The organism is Streptomyces sp. NBC_01275 (assembly GCF_026340655.1).
Taxonomy (GTDB): domain Bacteria; phylum Actinomycetota; class Actinomycetes; order Streptomycetales; family Streptomycetaceae; genus Streptomyces.
On sequence record NZ_JAPEOZ010000001.1, the window covers coordinates 6,402,478 to 6,419,345 of the forward strand.

General features: G+C 73.1%; 12 protein-coding genes. 9 read left to right on the forward strand and 3 right to left on the reverse strand.

Going from position 1 to position 16,868, the window contains the following annotated elements; genetic code table 11:
* The first annotated feature begins 1 nt into the window (after nucleotide 1).
* The 4 genes from OG562_RS28470 (at nucleotide 2) to nudC (ending at nucleotide 9,644) form a co-directional block, all read left to right on the forward strand.
* Entirely contained in the window at nucleotides 2-3,430 is a 3,429-nt protein-coding gene (locus OG562_RS28470; protein WP_266402749.1) for an ATP-dependent DNA helicase, read from the forward strand.
* 105 nt (nucleotides 3,431-3,535) lie between these two features.
* Nucleotides 3,536-7,120, forward strand: coding sequence for an ATP-dependent DNA helicase (locus OG562_RS28475; protein WP_266402752.1), 3,585 nt, complete (start codon nucleotides 3,536-3,538; stop codon nucleotides 7,118-7,120).
* A 10-nt stretch (nucleotides 7,121-7,130) separates the two neighbouring features.
* The gene (locus OG562_RS28480; protein ID WP_266402755.1) at nucleotides 7,131-8,543 is read left to right on the forward strand and encodes a dipeptidase; all 1,413 of its coding nucleotides are present in this window, start codon (nucleotides 7,131-7,133) and stop codon (nucleotides 8,541-8,543) included.
* A 156-nt stretch (nucleotides 8,544-8,699) separates the two neighbouring features.
* On the forward strand, nucleotides 8,700-9,644 hold the full coding sequence (nudC, locus tag OG562_RS28485) for an NAD(+) diphosphatase (protein WP_266402758.1): 945 nt from the start codon (nucleotides 8,700-8,702) through the stop codon (nucleotides 9,642-9,644).
* Between the two features lie 74 nt (nucleotides 9,645-9,718).
* Here nudC and OG562_RS28490 read toward each other — a convergent pair whose 3' ends face one another.
* Nucleotides 9,719-9,961 carry a mycoredoxin gene (locus OG562_RS28490; protein WP_266402761.1) on the reverse strand — a complete coding sequence of 81 codons (243 nt, stop codon included), beginning with the start codon at nucleotides 9,959-9,961 and terminating at the stop codon, nucleotides 9,719-9,721.
* A gap of 185 nt (nucleotides 9,962-10,146) precedes the next feature.
* On the opposite strand from OG562_RS28490, the gene OG562_RS28495 reads away from it, so the two are divergent.
* The 5 genes from OG562_RS28495 to OG562_RS28515 all read left to right on the forward strand — a co-directional run bounded on the left by OG562_RS28495 (nucleotide 10,147) and on the right by OG562_RS28515 (nucleotide 14,057).
* Complete coding sequence (locus tag OG562_RS28495; RefSeq protein ID WP_266402763.1) at nucleotides 10,147-12,348, forward strand: ATP-dependent DNA helicase UvrD2; 2,202 nt, start codon at nucleotides 10,147-10,149, stop codon at nucleotides 12,346-12,348.
* A gap of 166 nt (nucleotides 12,349-12,514) precedes the next feature.
* Nucleotides 12,515-12,832 carry a hypothetical protein gene (locus OG562_RS28500; RefSeq protein ID WP_266402765.1) on the forward strand — a complete coding sequence of 106 codons (318 nt, stop codon included), beginning with the start codon at nucleotides 12,515-12,517 and terminating at the stop codon, nucleotides 12,830-12,832.
* Nucleotides 12,833-13,009: 177 nt separating this feature from the next.
* The gene (locus OG562_RS28505) at nucleotides 13,010-13,378 is read left to right on the forward strand and encodes a WhiB family transcriptional regulator (RefSeq protein ID WP_266402767.1); all 369 of its coding nucleotides are present in this window, start codon (nucleotides 13,010-13,012) and stop codon (nucleotides 13,376-13,378) included.
* Nucleotides 13,375-13,698, forward strand: coding sequence for a hypothetical protein (locus tag OG562_RS28510; protein WP_266402768.1), 324 nt, complete (start codon nucleotides 13,375-13,377; stop codon nucleotides 13,696-13,698). The genes OG562_RS28505 and OG562_RS28510 overlap by 4 nt, the downstream gene beginning before the upstream one ends.
* A gap of 146 nt (nucleotides 13,699-13,844) precedes the next feature.
* A complete protein-coding gene (locus OG562_RS28515) occupies nucleotides 13,845-14,057 on the forward strand; it encodes a hypothetical protein (RefSeq protein WP_266402770.1) in 213 nt (70 codons plus the stop codon).
* 100 nt (nucleotides 14,058-14,157) lie between these two features.
* On the opposite strand, the gene OG562_RS28520 is transcribed toward OG562_RS28515, so the two are convergent.
* Nucleotides 14,158-15,540 (reverse strand): AarF/ABC1/UbiB kinase family protein, encoded by a 1,383-nt coding sequence (locus OG562_RS28520; protein WP_266402772.1) that lies wholly within the window; start codon nucleotides 15,538-15,540, stop codon nucleotides 14,158-14,160.
* Entirely contained in the window at nucleotides 15,533-16,747 is a 1,215-nt protein-coding gene (locus OG562_RS28525; protein ID WP_266402774.1) for a TOMM precursor leader peptide-binding protein, read from the reverse strand. The genes OG562_RS28520 and OG562_RS28525 overlap by 8 nt, the downstream gene beginning before the upstream one ends.
* Nucleotides 16,748-16,868 lie beyond the last annotated feature (121 nt).

Here is a 16,868-nt window from a genome sequence, read left to right on the forward strand (position 1 = left end):
CGTGAGCTCCTCTTTCTCCACCAGGCGCCTGCCGCACCCTCAGGGGCGACAGGGGAACCGTGGCGCTTACCGACTGGTGCGTACCCCGCCGGCCCAGGTGGATCCCCCTCGTCTGGACGCCGTACAGCGCTCCGTGGTTGACCACGCCGCCGGTCCGCTGCTCGTCCTGGCCGGTCCCGGCACCGGGAAGACCACCACGCTCGTCGAGTCCGTGGCGGCCCGGATCGCCCGCGGCGGCGACCCCGAGCGTGTCCTGGTGCTGACCTTCAGCCGCAAGGCCGCCGTCGAACTGCGCGACCGGATGGCGCTGCGCATGGGCGCCGCCCGCGCGCCCCAGGCGACCACCTTCCACTCGTACTGCTACGCCCTGATCCGCGCCCATCAGGACGCCGATCTGTTCGTGGAACCCCTACGACTGCTGTCCGGACCCGAGCAGGACGTGGCCGTCCGCGAGCTGCTCGCCGGCCAGCTCGACCTGCAACGCCTCGGCCTCGCGCATGTGCGCTGGCCGGACGAACTGCGCGCCTGCCTCACCACGCGCGGCTTCGCCGACGAGGTCCGCGCGGTCCTCGCCCGCAGCCGCGAACTGGGCCTCGGCCCCGGGGCCCTGGACGCCTTCGCCGGCCGCATCGGCCGCCCCGACTGGCGGGCCGCGGCCGCCTTCCTCGCCGAGTACCTCGACGTGCTGGACCTGCACGGCGTGATCGACTACGCCGAACTCGTCCACCGCGCGGTCCTCCTCGCCCACCGCCCCGAGGTCGGCGCGCGGCTCGCCGCGCAGTACGACGCCGTGTTCGTCGACGAGTACCAGGACACCGACCCGGCCCAGGTACGGCTGCTGCACGCTCTCGCCGGCGGCGGACGCACCCTCGTCGCCTTCGGCGACCCCGACCAGTCCATCTACACGTTCCGGGGCGCCGACGTGAACGGGATCCTGGACTTCCCGGACGCCTTCCCGCGCGTCGACGGCCGCCCGGCCCCCGTCGAGGTGCTGCGGACCTCCCGTCGCTCCGGCGCCGCGCTGCTGACCGCCACCCGGCTGCTGACCCAGCGCATGCCCCTGACCCGCCTCCCGGCGGACAAGGTCCGCGCCCACCGCGAGCTCGCCCCTGCGCGCGACGGCGGCCGCGCCGAGGTCTACACGTACCCGACGACCGGCACCGAACTGGACAACGTCGCCGACATCCTGCGCCGCGCCCATCTGGAGGACGGCGTGCCCTGGCGCGAGATGGCCGTCCTGGTACGCGCCGGCTCCCGTACGATCCCGACGGTCCGCCGCGCCCTCACCGCCGCCGGCGTCCCCCTCGACATCGACGGCGACGACCTGCCCCTGCGCCACGAACCGGCGGTCGCTCCCCTGCTGACGGCCCTGCGGGCGGTGGCCACGGCGGAGGCGGCGGGACACTCCGCGGCAGCGGAGGACGCCGGGGAAGCAGGGCACTCCGACGGGATGTCCGACGAGGACGCGGGTCACTCTGCGGAACAGGGCCGCTCTGCGGAACAGGGCCGCTCTGCGGAACAGGGCCGCTCCGCGGAGCCGGACGTCTGCTGGCTCGACACCGAGACCGCCCTGACCCTCCTCGCCTCCCCCCTCGCCGGCATGGACGCAGCCGACCTGCGCCGCCTCGGACGCGCCCTGCGCGAGGAGGAGCGTGCCGCGGGCAACCCGCTGCCGCCGCCGTCCGACGAACTCCTCACGCGCGCGTTGGCCGAGCCGGAGCGGCTCGTCACGCACGACCCGGCGTACGCGCGCGGCGCCCAGCGGCTGGGCGCGCTGCTCGCCAGGGCCCGAGAGCGCCTCGCGCGCGGGGGGACCGCCGAGGAGGCGCTGTGGGACCTGTGGGAGGGCACGCCCTGGCCCGCACGTCTGGAACGGTCCGCCCGGCGCGGCGGCGCGGCCGGCCGCAACGCCGACCGTGACCTGGACGCCGTCTGCGCCCTGTTCGCCACCGCCGCGCGCGCGGAGGAGCGCACCGGCGGCCGGGGCGCCCTGAACTTCCTGGCCGAGATCGAGTCCGAGGACATCGCCGCCGACACCCTCACCCGGCGCGCCGTGCGCCCCGACGCCGTACGCCTGATGACCGCGCACCGCGCCAAGGGACTGGAGTGGAGCCTGGTCGTCGTGGCCGGCGTCCAGGAGGGCCTGTGGCCGGACCTGCGCCGCCGCGGCTCCCTGCTGGAGGCCGACCGCATCGGCCGCGACGGACTCGCCGAGCCGCTCACCCCGGGCGCGCTGCTCGCCGAGGAGCGCCGCCTGTTCTACGTGGCCGCCACCCGCGCGCGTGACCGTCTCGTCGTCACCGCGGTGAAGGCGCCCGCCGACGACGGCGACCAGCCCTCCCGCTTCCTGACCGAGCTCGGCGTCGAGCCAAAGGACGTCACGGGCCGCCCGCGCCGCCCCCTGTCGGTCGCCGCGCTGGTCGCCGAACTGCGCGCCACGACGGTCGACCCACGCGCCTCGGCGCCCCTCAGGGAGGCCGCCGCCCGCCGTTTGGCCCGCCTCGCCGCGCTGAGCGACGAGGACGGCCGCCCCCTGGTGCCGTCCGCGCACCCGTACCGCTGGTGGGGCATGTTCGAGCCGACCGAGAGCAAGATGCCGCTGCGCGACCGCGACCAGCCCGTCGTGCTCTCCGGCAGCGCCCTCGACCAGCTCGCCAACACCTGCGCCCTGCAGTGGTTCCTCGGCCGCGAGGTGAAGGCCGACGCCCCCGCGACCGTCGCCCAGGGCTTCGGAAACGTCGTGCACGTCCTCGCCGACGAGGTCGCCTCCGGGCACACCCCGGCCGACCTCGCCGTCCTCATGGAACGCCTCGACTCCGTGTGGAACGCGCTCGCCTTCGACGCGCCCTGGAAGTCCGCGCAGGAGAAGGAGCACGCACGCGTGGCGCTGGAGCGCTTCCTGGCCTGGCACATCGACACCGGCGGCGCCCGCATCGGCCGTACGCCGGTGGCCAGCGAGCACGACTTCGACGTCACCCTCGAAGCGGGCGACTACGAGGTGCGCATCCGCGGCCAGATGGACCGCGTCGAGGCGGACGGCGAGGGCCGCGCCTACGTCGTCGACTTCAAGACCGGCAAGCAGGCCCCGACCACGCGCGAGGTGGAGCGCCACCCCCAGCTCGCCGTCTACCAGCTCGCCGTCCGCGAGGGCGCCGTCGACGAGGCCTTCGAGGGCGTGCGCCCCGAATCGGGCGGTGCCGAACTCGTCCAGCTGCGCCAGGGCGCCGCCAAGCGGGACGGCGGGGACAGCCTGCCCAAGGTGCAGGCCCAGGAGCCGCTGGAGGGGGAGTGGGTCGGCGATCTGCTGGCCACGGCGGCCGGCAAGGTCCTCGACGAACGGTTCACCCCGACCACCGGCCAGCACTGCACCCACTGCGCCTTCCGCGCCTCGTGCAGCGCACGGCCAGAGGGACGGCAGGTGGTCGAGTGACCTACCGCACTGACCTACCGCGCTGACTGCGCCGACCTGCGCGTCTTCCACCCCTGAGGGCCGATTGGTCACCGACTGTCAGTGCCCGCCGCTAGCCTCGGCGACATGCCCGCCCGTATCAGCGATCCCGAGCAGCTCAAGGAGCTCCTCGGCATCCCGTTCACCCCGGAGCAGACGGCCTGCATCGTCGCGCCGCCCGCCCCGCAGGTGATCGTGGCCGGAGCCGGGTCGGGCAAGACGACGGTGATGGCCGCCCGCGTGGTGTGGCTGGTCGGCACCGGCCAGGTCGCCCCCGAACAGGTCCTCGGCCTGACCTTCACCAACAAGGCCGCCGGCGAACTCGCCGAACGCGTCCGCAAGGCCCTCGTCAGGGCGGGAGTGACCGACCCGGACGTCATCGACCCCGACGACCCGCCGGGCGAACCGGTGATCTCCACCTACCACGCCTTCGCGGGCCGTCTGCTGACCGACCACGGCCTGCGCATCGGCCTGGAGCCGACCTCCCGGCTGCTCGCCGACGCCACCCGCTACCAGCTCGCCGCGCGCGTACTGCGCGAAGCCCCGGGCCCCTATCCGGCACTCACCCGCTCCTTCGCCGACCTGGTCAGCGACCTCCTCGCCCTCGACTCCGAGCTCGCCGAACACCTCGTACGGCCCGAGGACCTGCGCGCGTGGGACGCCGGGCTGCTGCGCACGCTGGAGGGGGCCAAGCTCACCAACGCCGATCTGCGCAAGGTGCCCGAGACGGCCGCCGCCCGCCGTGAGCTCGCCGATCTGGTGCTGCGCTACCGGGCCGCGAAGCGCGCGCGGGACCTGCTCGACTTCGGCGACCAGATCGCGCTCTCGGCGCAGCTCGCGGACCTCCCCGACGTGGGCCGCATCCTCCGCGAGGAGTTCCGCGTGGTCCTCCTGGACGAGTACCAGGACACCTCGGTGGCCCAGCGCATCCTCCTCGCCGGCCTGTTCGGCGGCGGCACCGGCCACCCGGTGACCGCCGTCGGCGACCCCTGCCAGGCCATCTACGGCTGGCGCGGCGCCTCCGTCGCCAACCTCGACGACTTCCCCGAGCACTTCGCGCACGCCGACGGCCGCCCCGCCGCCCGGCAGGCGCTCAGCGAGAACCGCCGCAGCGGCGGCCGCCTCCTCGACCTCGCCAACGGCCTCGCCGAGCCCCTGCGCGCCATGCACGCGGGCGTGGAGGCCCTCCGCCCGGCTCCCGGCGCCGAGCGGGACGGAGTGGTCCGCTGCGCGCTCCTGACCACCCACGCCGAGGAGATCGACTGGATCGCCGACTCCATCGCCCACCTCGTGAACACCGGCAAGGCGCCCGGCGAGATCGCCGTCCTGTGCCGTACGGCCACCGACTTCGCGGAGATCCAGGGGGCGCTGGTCGCACGGGACGTCCCCGTCGAGGTGGTGGGCCTGTCCGGTCTTCTGCACCTGCCCGAGGTCGCCGACCTGGTCGCCGTCTGCGAGGTCCTCCAGGACCCCGGCGCCAACGCCTCCCTGGTCCGGCTGCTGACCGGCCCGCGCTGGCGCATCGGCCCACGCGACCTCGCCCTCCTGGGGCGGCGGGCCCGTCTGCTCGTGTCCCACGCGCGCGGGAGCGACGGCGACGACCCGGACCGCCGGCTCGCCGAGGCCGTCGAGGGGGTCGATCCGTCCGAGGTGATATCGCTGGCGGACGCCCTCGACACCTTCCTGGAGACCCCCCTGGACGGGACGGGGGACGACGACGGGCTGCCCTTCTCGCCGTACGCGCGCGTGCGCTTCGCCCGCCTCGCCGCCGAACTGCGCGATCTGCGCCGCTCGCTGTCCGACCCCCTGATGGACGTCCTGCACCGCGTCCTCGCCGTCACCGGCCTCGAGGTCGAGCTGTCGGCGTCCCCGCACGCCCTGGCCGCCCGCCGCCGGGAGACCCTGTCGAACTTCCTCGACGTCGCCGCCGCCTTCGCGGCCGTCGAGAGCGAGGCGAGCCTGCTCGCCTTCCTCGGGTTCCTGCGCACCGCGGCCCAGTACGAGAAGGGCCTCGACAACGCCCTCCCCGGCGGCGAGAACACCGTCAAGGTGCTCACCGCGCACAAGTCCAAAGGCCTGGAGTGGGACGTCGTCGCGGTCCCCGGCCTGGTCACCGGCACCTTCCCCAGCGGCCAGGGCCGGGAGAAGTGGACCGCCCAGGCCAAGGTGCTGCCGCACGAACTGCGCGGCGACGCCGACACGCTCCCCGACCTCGAATCCTGGGACTCACGGGGCATGAAGGCCTTCCAGGAGGCCATGAAGGACCACCAGCACACCGAGGAACTCCGCCTCGGCTACGTCACCTTCACCCGCCCCCGCTCCCTGCTCCTGGGCTCCGGCCACTGGTGGGGCCCCACCCAGAAGAAGCCCCGCGGACCGTCCGCCTTCCTCCAGGAGCTGTACGACCACTGCACGGCCGGACACGGAGAGATCGAGGTCTGGGCGGACGCCCCCGAGGAGGACCAGGAGAACCCCGTTCTGCACGCGGCGACCGTCGACCAGGTCTGGCCGCTGCCCCTGGACGACGACGCCCTCGCACGCCGCCGCGCCGCCGCCGAGACCGTCCTCGCCCACCTGGAGGACCTCGCCTCGCACGAGGCCGGCCACCCCACCGCCACCCACGACCCGGACGCCCACGACGACCCCGACTGGCCCCCGCCGCCCGACGAGGACGAACTCTCCTACGAGCCCCCGTACGACGAGGCGGACCTCTACGACGAGCCGGACTTTTACGACGGGGCAAGCCCTTACGACGAGGCAGGCCCGGTCGAGGAGAGCCCGGGCGACTGGGACGATTGGAGCGCCGACCGCCCCGCGTTCCCGCACCAGGCGACGGCCCCCGAACCCTCCGCCGCCCCCTCCGTCGAGCCCCGGCGCCCCCGTGCCCGGCGCCGGCCCCCTTTCACCCCCGAGGAGGCCCGCACCGTCGCCTCCTGGGACCGCGACCTCGACGCGCTCGCCGGAGAGCTCCAGCGCACCCGCCGAAGCGTCACGGACGTCCCCCTGCCGACGACGCTGACCGCCTCACAGCTGCTGCGCCTGGCCGCCGACCCGGACGGTTTCGCGCAGGAACTCGCGCGCCCCATGCCGCACCCCCCACAACCGGCCGCGCGCCGGGGCACCCGGTTCCACGCCTGGGTGGAGGCCCGCTTCGAGGCGTTGACGCTGCCCCTGCTGGAACCGGAGGAGCTGCCCGGCGGCGACGCCGAGATCGCCGACGAACGCGACCTGGAGGCCCTCAAGGAGGCCTTCGAGCTGACCGAGTACGCCCACCGCACGCCCTACAGGATCGAGACCCCCTTCCAACTGGCCCTCGCCGGCCGCGTCGTACGGGGCCGCATCGACGCCGTCTACAAAGAGGGCGACGGCGCCACGGCGACGTACGACATCGTCGACTGGAAGACCCACCGCGCCCATACCGCCGACCCTCTCCAGCTCGCCCTGTACCGGCTCGCCTGGGCCGAACAGCAGCGCGTGCCCGTGGAATCCGTCACAGCGGCGTTCCTCTATGTGCGCACCGGAGAGGTCGTGCGGCCCGCCGGTCTTCCCGACCGTGCCGCCCTGGAGCGCCTGTTGACGGGGGAAGAGGGCGTCCAGGACGACCGCGGAGGGCGTACCGCGCAAGTAAACGCCGCGCAAGGGCCCGGCGAGGATGTCGGTGCGGGCCGATAGGCTCGTGACCATGAGCCATCCCGTTGACAGTGCCGTCAGCGCCGTCCGCACGTACATCGAGCAGCACCGCGCCGCCTTCCTCGACGACCTCGCCGAGTGGCTGCGCATTCCGTCGGTGTCGGCGCAGCCCGACCACGCCCCCGACGTACGGCGCAGTGCGGACTGGCTCGCCGCCAAGCTGAAGGAGACGGGCTTCCCGACCGCCGAGGTCTGGCAGACGCCCGGTGCGCCCGCCGTCTACGCGGAGTGGCCCTCCGGCGATCCCGCGGCGCCCACCGTCCTGGTCTACGGCCACCACGACGTGCAGCCCGCCGCCCGCGAGGACGGCTGGCACACCGACCCCTTCGAGCCCGTCGTCCGCGAGAACCGCCTCTACGCGCGCGGGGCGGCCGACGACAAGGGCCAGGTGTTCTTCCACACCCTCGGCGTCCGCGCCCACCTCGCCGCCACCGGCCGCACCGCCCCGGCGGTCAACCTCAAGCTGCTGATCGAGGGCGAGGAGGAGTCCAGCTCCCCGAACTTCCGCGCCTTGGTCGAGGAGCAGGCGGAGCGACTCGCCGCCGACGCCGTGATCGTCTCCGACACCGGCATGTGGTCCGAGGACACCCCCACGGTGTGCACGGGCATGCGCGGTCTCGCGGAGTGCGAGATCCGGCTGTCCGGCCCCGACCAGGACATCCACTCCGGCTCCTTCGGCGGCGCCGTGCCCAACCCGGCCACCGCGGCCGCCCGCCTCGTCGCCGCGCTGCACGACGAGCACGCGCGCGTCGCCGTCCCCGGCTTCTACGACGGCATCGTCGAACTGACCGACCGCGAGCGGGAGCTCTTCGCCGAGCTGCCCTTCGACGAGGACCAGTGGCTGCGCACCGCCAGGTCCCACGCCACCCACGGCGAGGCCGGGCACACCACCCTGGAGCGCATCTGGGCCCGCCCCACCGCCGAGGTCAACGGCATCGGCGGCGGCTACCAGGGCCCCGGCAGCAAGACGATCATCCCGTCCTCGGCCTTCGTGAAGCTGTCCTTCCGGCTGGTCGCGGGCCAGGACCCCGAGCAGGTCGAGAAGGCCGTCCGCGCCTGGGCCGCCGCGCAGGTGCCCGCCGGCGTCCGCCACGAGATCGCCTTCAGCCCCGCCACGCGCCCGTGCCTGACCCCGCTGGACCACCCCGCCCTGCAGTCCGTGGTCCGCGCCATGGGTCGCGCCTTCGAAGGCCCCGTCCGTTTCACCCGCGAGGGCGGCTCAGGACCGGCCGCCGACCTCCAGGAAGTCCTCGGCGCTCCCGTCCTCTTCCTGGGCGTCTCCGTCCCCTCGGACGGCTGGCACGCCCCGAACGAGAAGGTCGAGCTGGACCTCCTCCTCAAGGGCGTCGAGACCACCGCGTACCTCTGGGGCGACCTGGCGGAGAACTGGCGCCATGCGCCCTGAGCGCCTCGCGCGGTCCGGAGCGGACCCGCGCGCGGGGCACACTGGACCGACCGCCCCGCACCGCGCCACCGCACCCGCCCCGGTCGCCCCCTGCTGTACGTCCCGCTGAACCGCCCGCCGAAACAATCCGTTCCACCGGGGGAGTTGGAAGCACCCGTGACCACCTGGACCGATCAGAACGCCGACCTACCCATCTCGCTCACCGCCCCGAGCGGCATCGACCGGGCCGCCCACCACCGGCTCGACGAGGCCTGGCTCGCGGCGGCGTGGAGCCACCCCACGACGCGCTGCTTCGTCGTCTCCGGCGGCCAGGTCCTCATCGACGAGACGCCGGAGGGCCGGACCGAGCTCGTCATGACCCCCTCGTTCGAGGCCCCCCTCACCGAGGCGCACCGCTACTTCCTGGGCGCCGACGACGACGGCGTCAGCTACTTCGCCCTCCAGAAGGACGCGCTGCCCGGCCGTATCGACCAGTCCGCCCGCCCGGCCGGCCTGCGCGAGGCCGGACTGCTGCTGTCGCCGCGCGACACCGGCCTGATGGTGCACGCGGTCGCCCTGGAGAACTGGCAGCGGCTGCACCGCTTCTGCTCCCGCTGTGGCGAGCGCACGGTCATCGCCGCGGCCGGCCACATCCGCCGCTGCCCCGCCTGCGGCGCCGAGCACTACCCGCGCACCGACCCGGCGGTGATCATGGCCGTCACGGACGACGAGGACCGCATCCTGCTGGGTCGCCAGGTCCACTGGCCCGAGGGCCGCTTCTCGACCCTCGCCGGCTTCGTCGAGCCCGGCGAGTCCATCGAGCAGTCCGTGCGCCGCGAGGTCTTCGAGGAGGCCGGCGTCACCGTCGGCCAGGTCGACTACATCGCCAGCCAGCCGTGGCCGTTCCCGTCCAGCCTCATGCTGGGCTTCATGGCCCGCGCCACCTCCACCGACATCAACGTCGACGGCGACGAGATCCACGAGGCCCGCTGGTTCTCCCGCGACGAGCTCGGCGCCGCCTTCGAGTCCGGCGAGGTGCTGCCCCCGTACGGCATCTCGATCGCGGCCCGGCTGATCGAGCTCTGGTACGGCAAGCCGCTGCCGACGCGCAGCTTCATCTGAGAACGACCTATCTGAGAACGACATAGGGGTGGCCGTCCCGGACCGGGACGGCCACCCCTATGTGCGTGAACCGCTTACGCGCCGACCTTCTGCTTCACCTGCGCCAGCGACGGGTTCGTCAGCGTCGAACCGTCGGCGAACAGCACGGTCGGCACCGTCTGGTTTCCGCCATTCGCCTTCTCCACGAACGCCGCGGACTCCGGGTCCTGCTCGATGTTGATCTCGGTGTACGCGATGCCCTCGCGCTCCAGCTGCTTCTTCAGCCGCTGGCAGTAGCCGCACCACGTGGTGCTGTACATCGTCACAGTGCCCAGCATGTCTCTCGGGCTCCTTCGGCAGGTCGGGGGACGGACTCTCGCAGGGAGAGAACGCACGGGAAAGAGCCGCCATTCCCCCCGGGCGCCGATGGCCGAAGGTGACTCTCACCGCATTAGTACGACCGCGAGGGCCCACCTGTGGACAACCGGCTCGTCCGTCTCCGCCGACCTGGCAGCATGGCCATGTGACAGCAGCAACGCACTCCCCCCTCTTCCCGCAGGTACCGGACTCGGCCGACGCGGTGCTCGAAGGGCTCGACCCCGAGCAGCGCGAGGTGGCCACCGCCCTGCGCGGCCCGGTGTGCGTGCTGGCAGGAGCCGGCACGGGCAAGACCCGGGCCATCACCCACCGCATCGCCTACGGCGTGCGCGCCGGGATACTGCACCCCTCCACCGTGCTCGCCGTCACCTTCACCAACCGCGCCGCCGGCGAGATGCGCGGCCGGCTGCGCCAGCTCGGAGCCCAGGGCGTCCAGGCCCGTACGTTCCACTCCGCGGCCCTGCGCCAGCTGCAGTACTTCTGGCCGAAAGTCATCGGTGGCTCCATGCCCCGGCTCGTCGACCGCAAGATCCAGCTCGTCGCCGACGCGGCCGCCGCCTGCCGCATCCGCCTCGACCGGGGCGAACTGCGGGACGTCACCGGGGAGATCGAGTGGTCCAAGGTCACCCAGACCGTCCCCGCCGACTACGCCCTGGCCGCCGCCAAGGCGGGCCGCGAAGCCCCCCGCGACCCCGCCGAGATCGCCCAGCTCTACGCCGCCTACGAGGACCTCAAGCGCGACCGCGCGGTCATCGACTTCGAGGACGTCCTGCTGCTGACCGTCGCCGTGCTGCAGGACCGGCAGGACGTCGCCGAGCAGGTCCGCGCCCAGTACCAGCACTTCGTGGTCGACGAGTACCAGGACGTCAGCCCCCTCCAGCAGCGTCTGCTGGAGCTGTGGCTCGGCGACCGGGACGACCTGTGCGTCGTCGGGGACGCCAGCCAGACGATCTACTCGTTCACCGGAGCCACCCCCGACCACCTCCTCGACTTCCGCACCCGCCACCCCGCCGCCACCGTCGTCAAACTGGTCCGCGACTACCGCTCCACCCCCCAGGTCGTCCACCTGGCCAACGGACTGCTCTCCCAGGCCCGCGGCCGCGCCGCCGACCACCGGCTGGAGCTGATCTCCCAGCGCGACCCGGGCCCCGAGCCCGGCTACGCCGAGTACGCCGACGAGCCCGCCGAGGCCGAGGGCGCGGCCCGCCGCATCCGCGAACTCCTCGCCGCCGGCGTCCCGGCCGCCGAGATCGCCATCCTGTTCCGCACCAACGCCCAGTCCGAGACCTACGAACAGGCCCTCGCCGACGTCGGCGTCCCCTACCAGCTGCGCGGCGCCGAGCGGTTCTTCGACCGCCCCGAGGTGCGCAAGGCGGGCGTCGCCCTGCGCGGGGCGGCCCGTTTCGGCGGCAACGACACCCTTCTCGAGGACACCGTCGACCTGCCCTCCCAGGTGCGTGCCGTCCTCTCGGGCGAAGGCTGGACTCCGCAGCCCCCGGCCGGCTCCGGGGCCGTCAGAGAGCGCTGGGAGTCCTTGGCCGCACTGGTCAACCTCGCCCATGACTTCGTCGCCGCCAGACCCGCCGCCACCCTCGCCGACCTGGTCGCCGAACTCGACGAACGGGCGAACGCACAGCACGCCCCGACCGTCCAGGGCGTCACCCTCGCCTCCCTGCACTCGGCCAAGGGCCTGGAGTGGGACGTCGTCTTCCTCGTCGGTGTCGCCGAGGGGATGATGCCGATCACCTACGCCAGGACCGACGAGCAGATCGAGGAGGAGCGCCGTCTCCTCTACGTCGGGGTCACCCGGGCCCGCGAGCGCCTGCACGTCTCCTGGGCGCTGTCCCGCTCGCCCGGCGGGCGCCCCAGCCGCCGCCCCAGCCGCTTCCTCGACGGCCTGCGCCCCGGTTCAGGCGCCGCCGCCCGCGGCTCCGTCGGCGCCGCGGGAGGCATCGAGCGCGGCTTCGCCGCAGCGGCGGTCGGCACCCCCGCCGTTCCGCGCAGGACCCAGCGCACCCCGGCCCGCTGCCGGGTCTGCGGGCGCTCCCTGACCGACGCCGGCGAGATGAAGCTGATGCGCTGCGAGGACTGCCCCTCCGACATGGACGAGGGCCTCTACGCACGGCTTCGGGACTGGCGCGCGGTCCAGGCGCAGCGCAACGGACAGCCCGCCTTCTGCGTCTTCACCGACAAGACGCTGATGGCGATCGCCGAGACCGTTCCCGAGGAAGACGGCGAGCTCGCGCGGATCCCGGGCGTCGGAGTGCGCAAGCTCAACCGCTACGGAGCCGATGTGCTGGCCATCTGCGCAGGCCAGGACGTGGGAGGGGAAGAAGCGGGTGACTGATGTGAACTCGTCGAAAAAATAGTTTGCGCATGCCCCGGCAATCCCCATAGGTTCTTAGACACGGGGACGGCGGCCTTCTCGAAGGCCCTGATTCCGTGCTGTACTTGCATACCCGACGGGCTGGGTTCACCCCCGGTCCCCGAGACGCCGAGAGGAGGCGATTCCAGTGATCATCATCAACAGCAGCTCCACCGCCAAACTGACCGATCCCTCGGTCGTCTCCCTGTGCATGCTCGGCGTTTCGAACCTGGGCACCGGTCTGTCCGGCATTCGTGCCGACCGTCCGGCGTCCTCCTCCGTTGCTCCCGCGGGTCTTCCCGTCCGTGAGCGCAATGAGCGACCGACCGAGGCACTGGAAGCAGTAGGGGCACAGGCACGGACCTATGCCTTTGCGGCAGCCGGTGCCGGATTCCGGAAGCAGACGACGCAGCACCACCTGATGTGGGCCTTCCGTGGGCCAGAACCCTGGAGTGATCCAGCCTGATCGACGATCAGGCAGGCGCCTTCAGGGCCGCGGAACCCCACCCGGGATCCGCGGCCCTTCTGTTTGTCCTCCAACGGGGACGACGGAGCGAAGGGGCCTCGGGACAAGAAAAGAACCCGGTACCCAGCCGACACCCGGTCCCACCGGACCGGACCGACCAGACGAGGAAGACCAACCGTGCAACTCGAAGCGCACGCCCCGTCCGTACCGCCTTCCGAAACGATCCCCCCGCCCTGCCTCACGGAGGACTCCACCTTGACCCCGCTCACGGCGCTCACCGCGCTCGACGACGCCATCGAGAACCTCGGCGTACCCGTCCCCTGCCGTTCCTACGACCCGGAGGTCTTCTTCGCGGAGTCGCCGGCGGACGTCGAGTACGCCAAGTCCCTCTGCCGCACCTGCCCGTTGGTCGAGGCCTGCCTCGCCGGCGCCAAGGAGCGGCGTGAGCCCTGGGGCGTCTGGGGCGGCGAGCTGTTCGTCCAGGGCGTCGTCGTCGCCCGGAAGCGGCCGCGTGGTCGCCCGCGCAAGAACCCGGTCACGGCATGAACACCGCAGGAACAATCGACCGCCCCCTCACGAACGATCCCCAGAAGCAGGCCCCGATGAAGCCGTCCGCCAGCGAGCCCGCAGGCTCCGCGACCGAAGACATCACCACCACCGGCGCGTACGAGTCGCGCCAGAACAGGACCCGCGAGATGCAACTCATTCCAGAAGCCCTGGCTCGTGCGCATATGCACGAGCGACTGCACGAGGCCGAGCGGGAACGCCGGGCCGTGCGCCTGGCGACCGCTCGCCGGATGCAGCGCCGGGCCGAGCGCGCTTCGCTGCGCGCCCGCCGTGCGCTCGCCATGGCCGTGATGCAGTAGCCGCATGACCGATCACACCGGAAGCGGTGGCCTCCCCACAGGGCAGGCGTAACTCACACCCCGCGGGGGCCGGTCCGTCCGAACGGACCGGCCCCCGCGGTGCGTTGTGCCCGGTGATCCGACGGCCGCGGCGTATCGTCCCGAGAGTGACGAGTCTTCCCGGAGGCAGTGATCACGGCGGCTCCCCGGCGGAGCCCCGCCCCCTTGTGTGCGCCCGCTGCGGCGTCCGAGCAGGCGAGCCGCCGCCCGTCACCTGGACCTGCTCCGTGGAGAACGGCGTCCGGCACTACCTCTGCGAAGCCTGCGCGCGGAAGAACCTCAGGGCGATCGAGGGCCGACTGGACCCGGCCTGGTGGTGAGATACGTCACCTGAGGCCGGGCGGCAGCCCCGCTGGGCGACACGCCTCCCGCCTCACGCCTCACGCCTCCGCCTCACACATCCGGCTCACACCCGAGGCCTCACGCCTCCGCCGCCGAGTCCCCCGCCTCCAGGAAGTCCTCCACGAACTCCTCCAGGACGAAGCCGGGCAGCCACTCCTCCAACTCCTCGCGCAGCCGCACCCTCGCGCCGAGCTGGCACAGCACACCGATCGTGCTCAGCGTCACCCGGTGTATCAACAGATACGCCGGAGGCAGATTGAGCTGCTTGCCCAACTGATGGGCCGGGGAGCGCGGGTCGGCGATCCGGGCCGCCTGGCTGCGCATCCAGCCGCGGGTGAACTCGAACTCCTCGACCCGGGCCGGCTCGATGATCGGCAGCAGATAGTCGAGGACCGCGTCGGGGTCCAGCTCGATGGACTCCTTGACGAAGCCCTCCGTGCGGAGCAGGTCGTAGACGCCGTCCGCGTCGCCGTCGAGGGTCATCCGCAGGGAATCGCCGATCGGCTGCGGCAGGCCGCCCGAGAGCCGGTCGACCGTGCCGAAGTCCAGGACGCCCAAGCGCCAGTCGTCCTCGCCGTCCGGTCCGCCGGGCAGCAGGCGGAAGTTGCCGGGGTGCGGGTCGGCGTGGAGCAGGCCCGTTCGGGCCGGGCCGGAGAAGAGGAAACGGGACAGCAGCTGGCCGGCGCGGTCACGCTGCTCCGGGGTGCCGTCGGAGATCACCTCGGACAGGGGCACGCCGTCCATCCACTCGGTGACCAGGACCTGGTCGCACTGGTGGACCACCGCCGGGACCACGACATCGGGGTCGTCGGCGAACTCCTCCGCATGGGCCTGCTGGGCCTGCGCCTCCAGGGCGTAGTCCAGCTCCTCGGAGACGCGGTCCCGCAACTCGGAGATCAGGGGCTTGACGTCCATGCCGGGGATGAGCGGACCCAGCAGCCGGGCGAAGCGGCTGAGCTGGGTGAGGTCGGACAGCAGGGCCTCGCCGGCTCCGGGGTACTGGACCTTGACCGCGACCTCGCGTCCGTCCCGCCACACCGCGCGATGCACCTGGCCGATCGAGGCCGCCGCGGCCGGCTTGTCGTCGAACTCGACGAACAGCTCGGCCCAGTCCTCGCCGAGCCGCTGCGCGAGCACGGAGTGCACGGTGCGCGTCGGCATCGGCGGCGCCGCGTCCTGGAGCTTCGTCAGCGCCGCACGGTAGGGGCCGGCGACCTCCTCGGGCAGGGCCGACTCGAAGACGGACAGGGCCTGCCCGAACTTCATCGCGCCGCCCTTCAGCTCCCCGAGGACCTTGAACAGCTGATCCGCCGTGCGCTGCTGCAGCTCGCGGCCGACGATCTCCGCGGACTCGCCCACGATCCGCTTGCCCAGGCCCCAGGTCGCCCGACCGGCGAAGCCGAGCGGGAGCGCGGCGAGCTTGGCGGTTCGGGTGACCGCCTTCCGGGGAAGATCAGACATGCGCCCTCCAGGTCCCAGCCAGCCGCGCCGCGTCCGTCGTACGGCGTAACTCCTTCGAATGCCGTTGCTCCGCCATTGTCGCGTGCGATGCCGTGTCCTCGGGGGTGTGTTCCCGCTTACCTTTCTCCGCGGCCCCGCACGGGCACGCGGAGTGGGCCCACACCGGCCGCGCATGCCACTGAAGTGTGGGCAGCGACACTTCCCAGCGTGCCCCCGCGCTCGAGGGAACCCGGCCGTCGAGGAAGACGAGCGCATGGGCGGCCGCGAGACCGGCGACCGTCGTGGCCAGCGTCAGGTCACAGGCCCGTGCCGGACGCCGTTTCCCGGACTGCCACTGCGCGACCAGCCGCGGCCAGGTCGGGTCCCGGTCGGCGCGCGTCTGCTGCAGACAGCCGGCGCAGCCCGTCTCACCGGGCAGGACGAGCGGGCCGACGACGCCCGTCGCCTCCACCACTCCGGCGTAGAGATGAGGGGTGCCCGAGGCGATCAGAGGTTCGGCGGCCGACGGATCGGGCGCGTGCACGGGCACGTCGTCCCGTGGGGCGATGATCACCAAGGAGAAGCCGGGGCGCTCCGCCTCGGCCGGTGACCGTGCGCTCCTGCGGTCCGGGCGGTCCGGGGCCGCCTGGCGGACCGCACGACGGGCGGCCTCGTCCCGGCGCTCGCCGACCGCCTCGGCGGGCAGCCCGCCCGGCGCGACGTCCTCCGGCTCGACCCGGCCGCCGTCGCACACGTCCACCTGGCCCACACCCGCACCCGACAGCAGCGACGCCAGCAGCGCACCGACCCGTCCCGCGCCCCGCACCTGCACCCGCAGCTCGCGTCGGGCGGCCAGGCGCCCCATCGCCTCGCCCGGTTCCGACGTGGTCAGGGACAGCGAGGCGAGATCGGGGCGCAGCCGGTCCAGGACCTCCTTCTTCTCCCGCAGGGCCGCCGCGTCCGGACCGCCCCCGCGCGCGTCGTCCAGCAGCCCGGCCCGCGCCAGCCGCTCCACCAGCCTGTCGACATGACCGTCGGGCAGGTCCATGCGCCGGCCCTGGTCCCGCAGCAGCCCGAGCCCGCGGGTGCCGTCCAGCAGGTCGAGGAAACTGCCCGTCGCCGTGTCCACCGGGCCGAGCGTCAGCGCGTGCGCCGGCGCCATCCCGAACTGCACGGTGTTCAGGTCCCGCCAGCCGCGCCGCAGCGCGGGCTTCACCATCGGATGCATCAACGCCCCCCGTAGATCCCTAAGCCAGATCCTTCTTGGATCCCCACACCAGATCCCTCGGCCGAATCCTCGGCCGAATCCTCGGCCGAATCCTCGGCCGAATCCTCGGCCGAATCCTCGG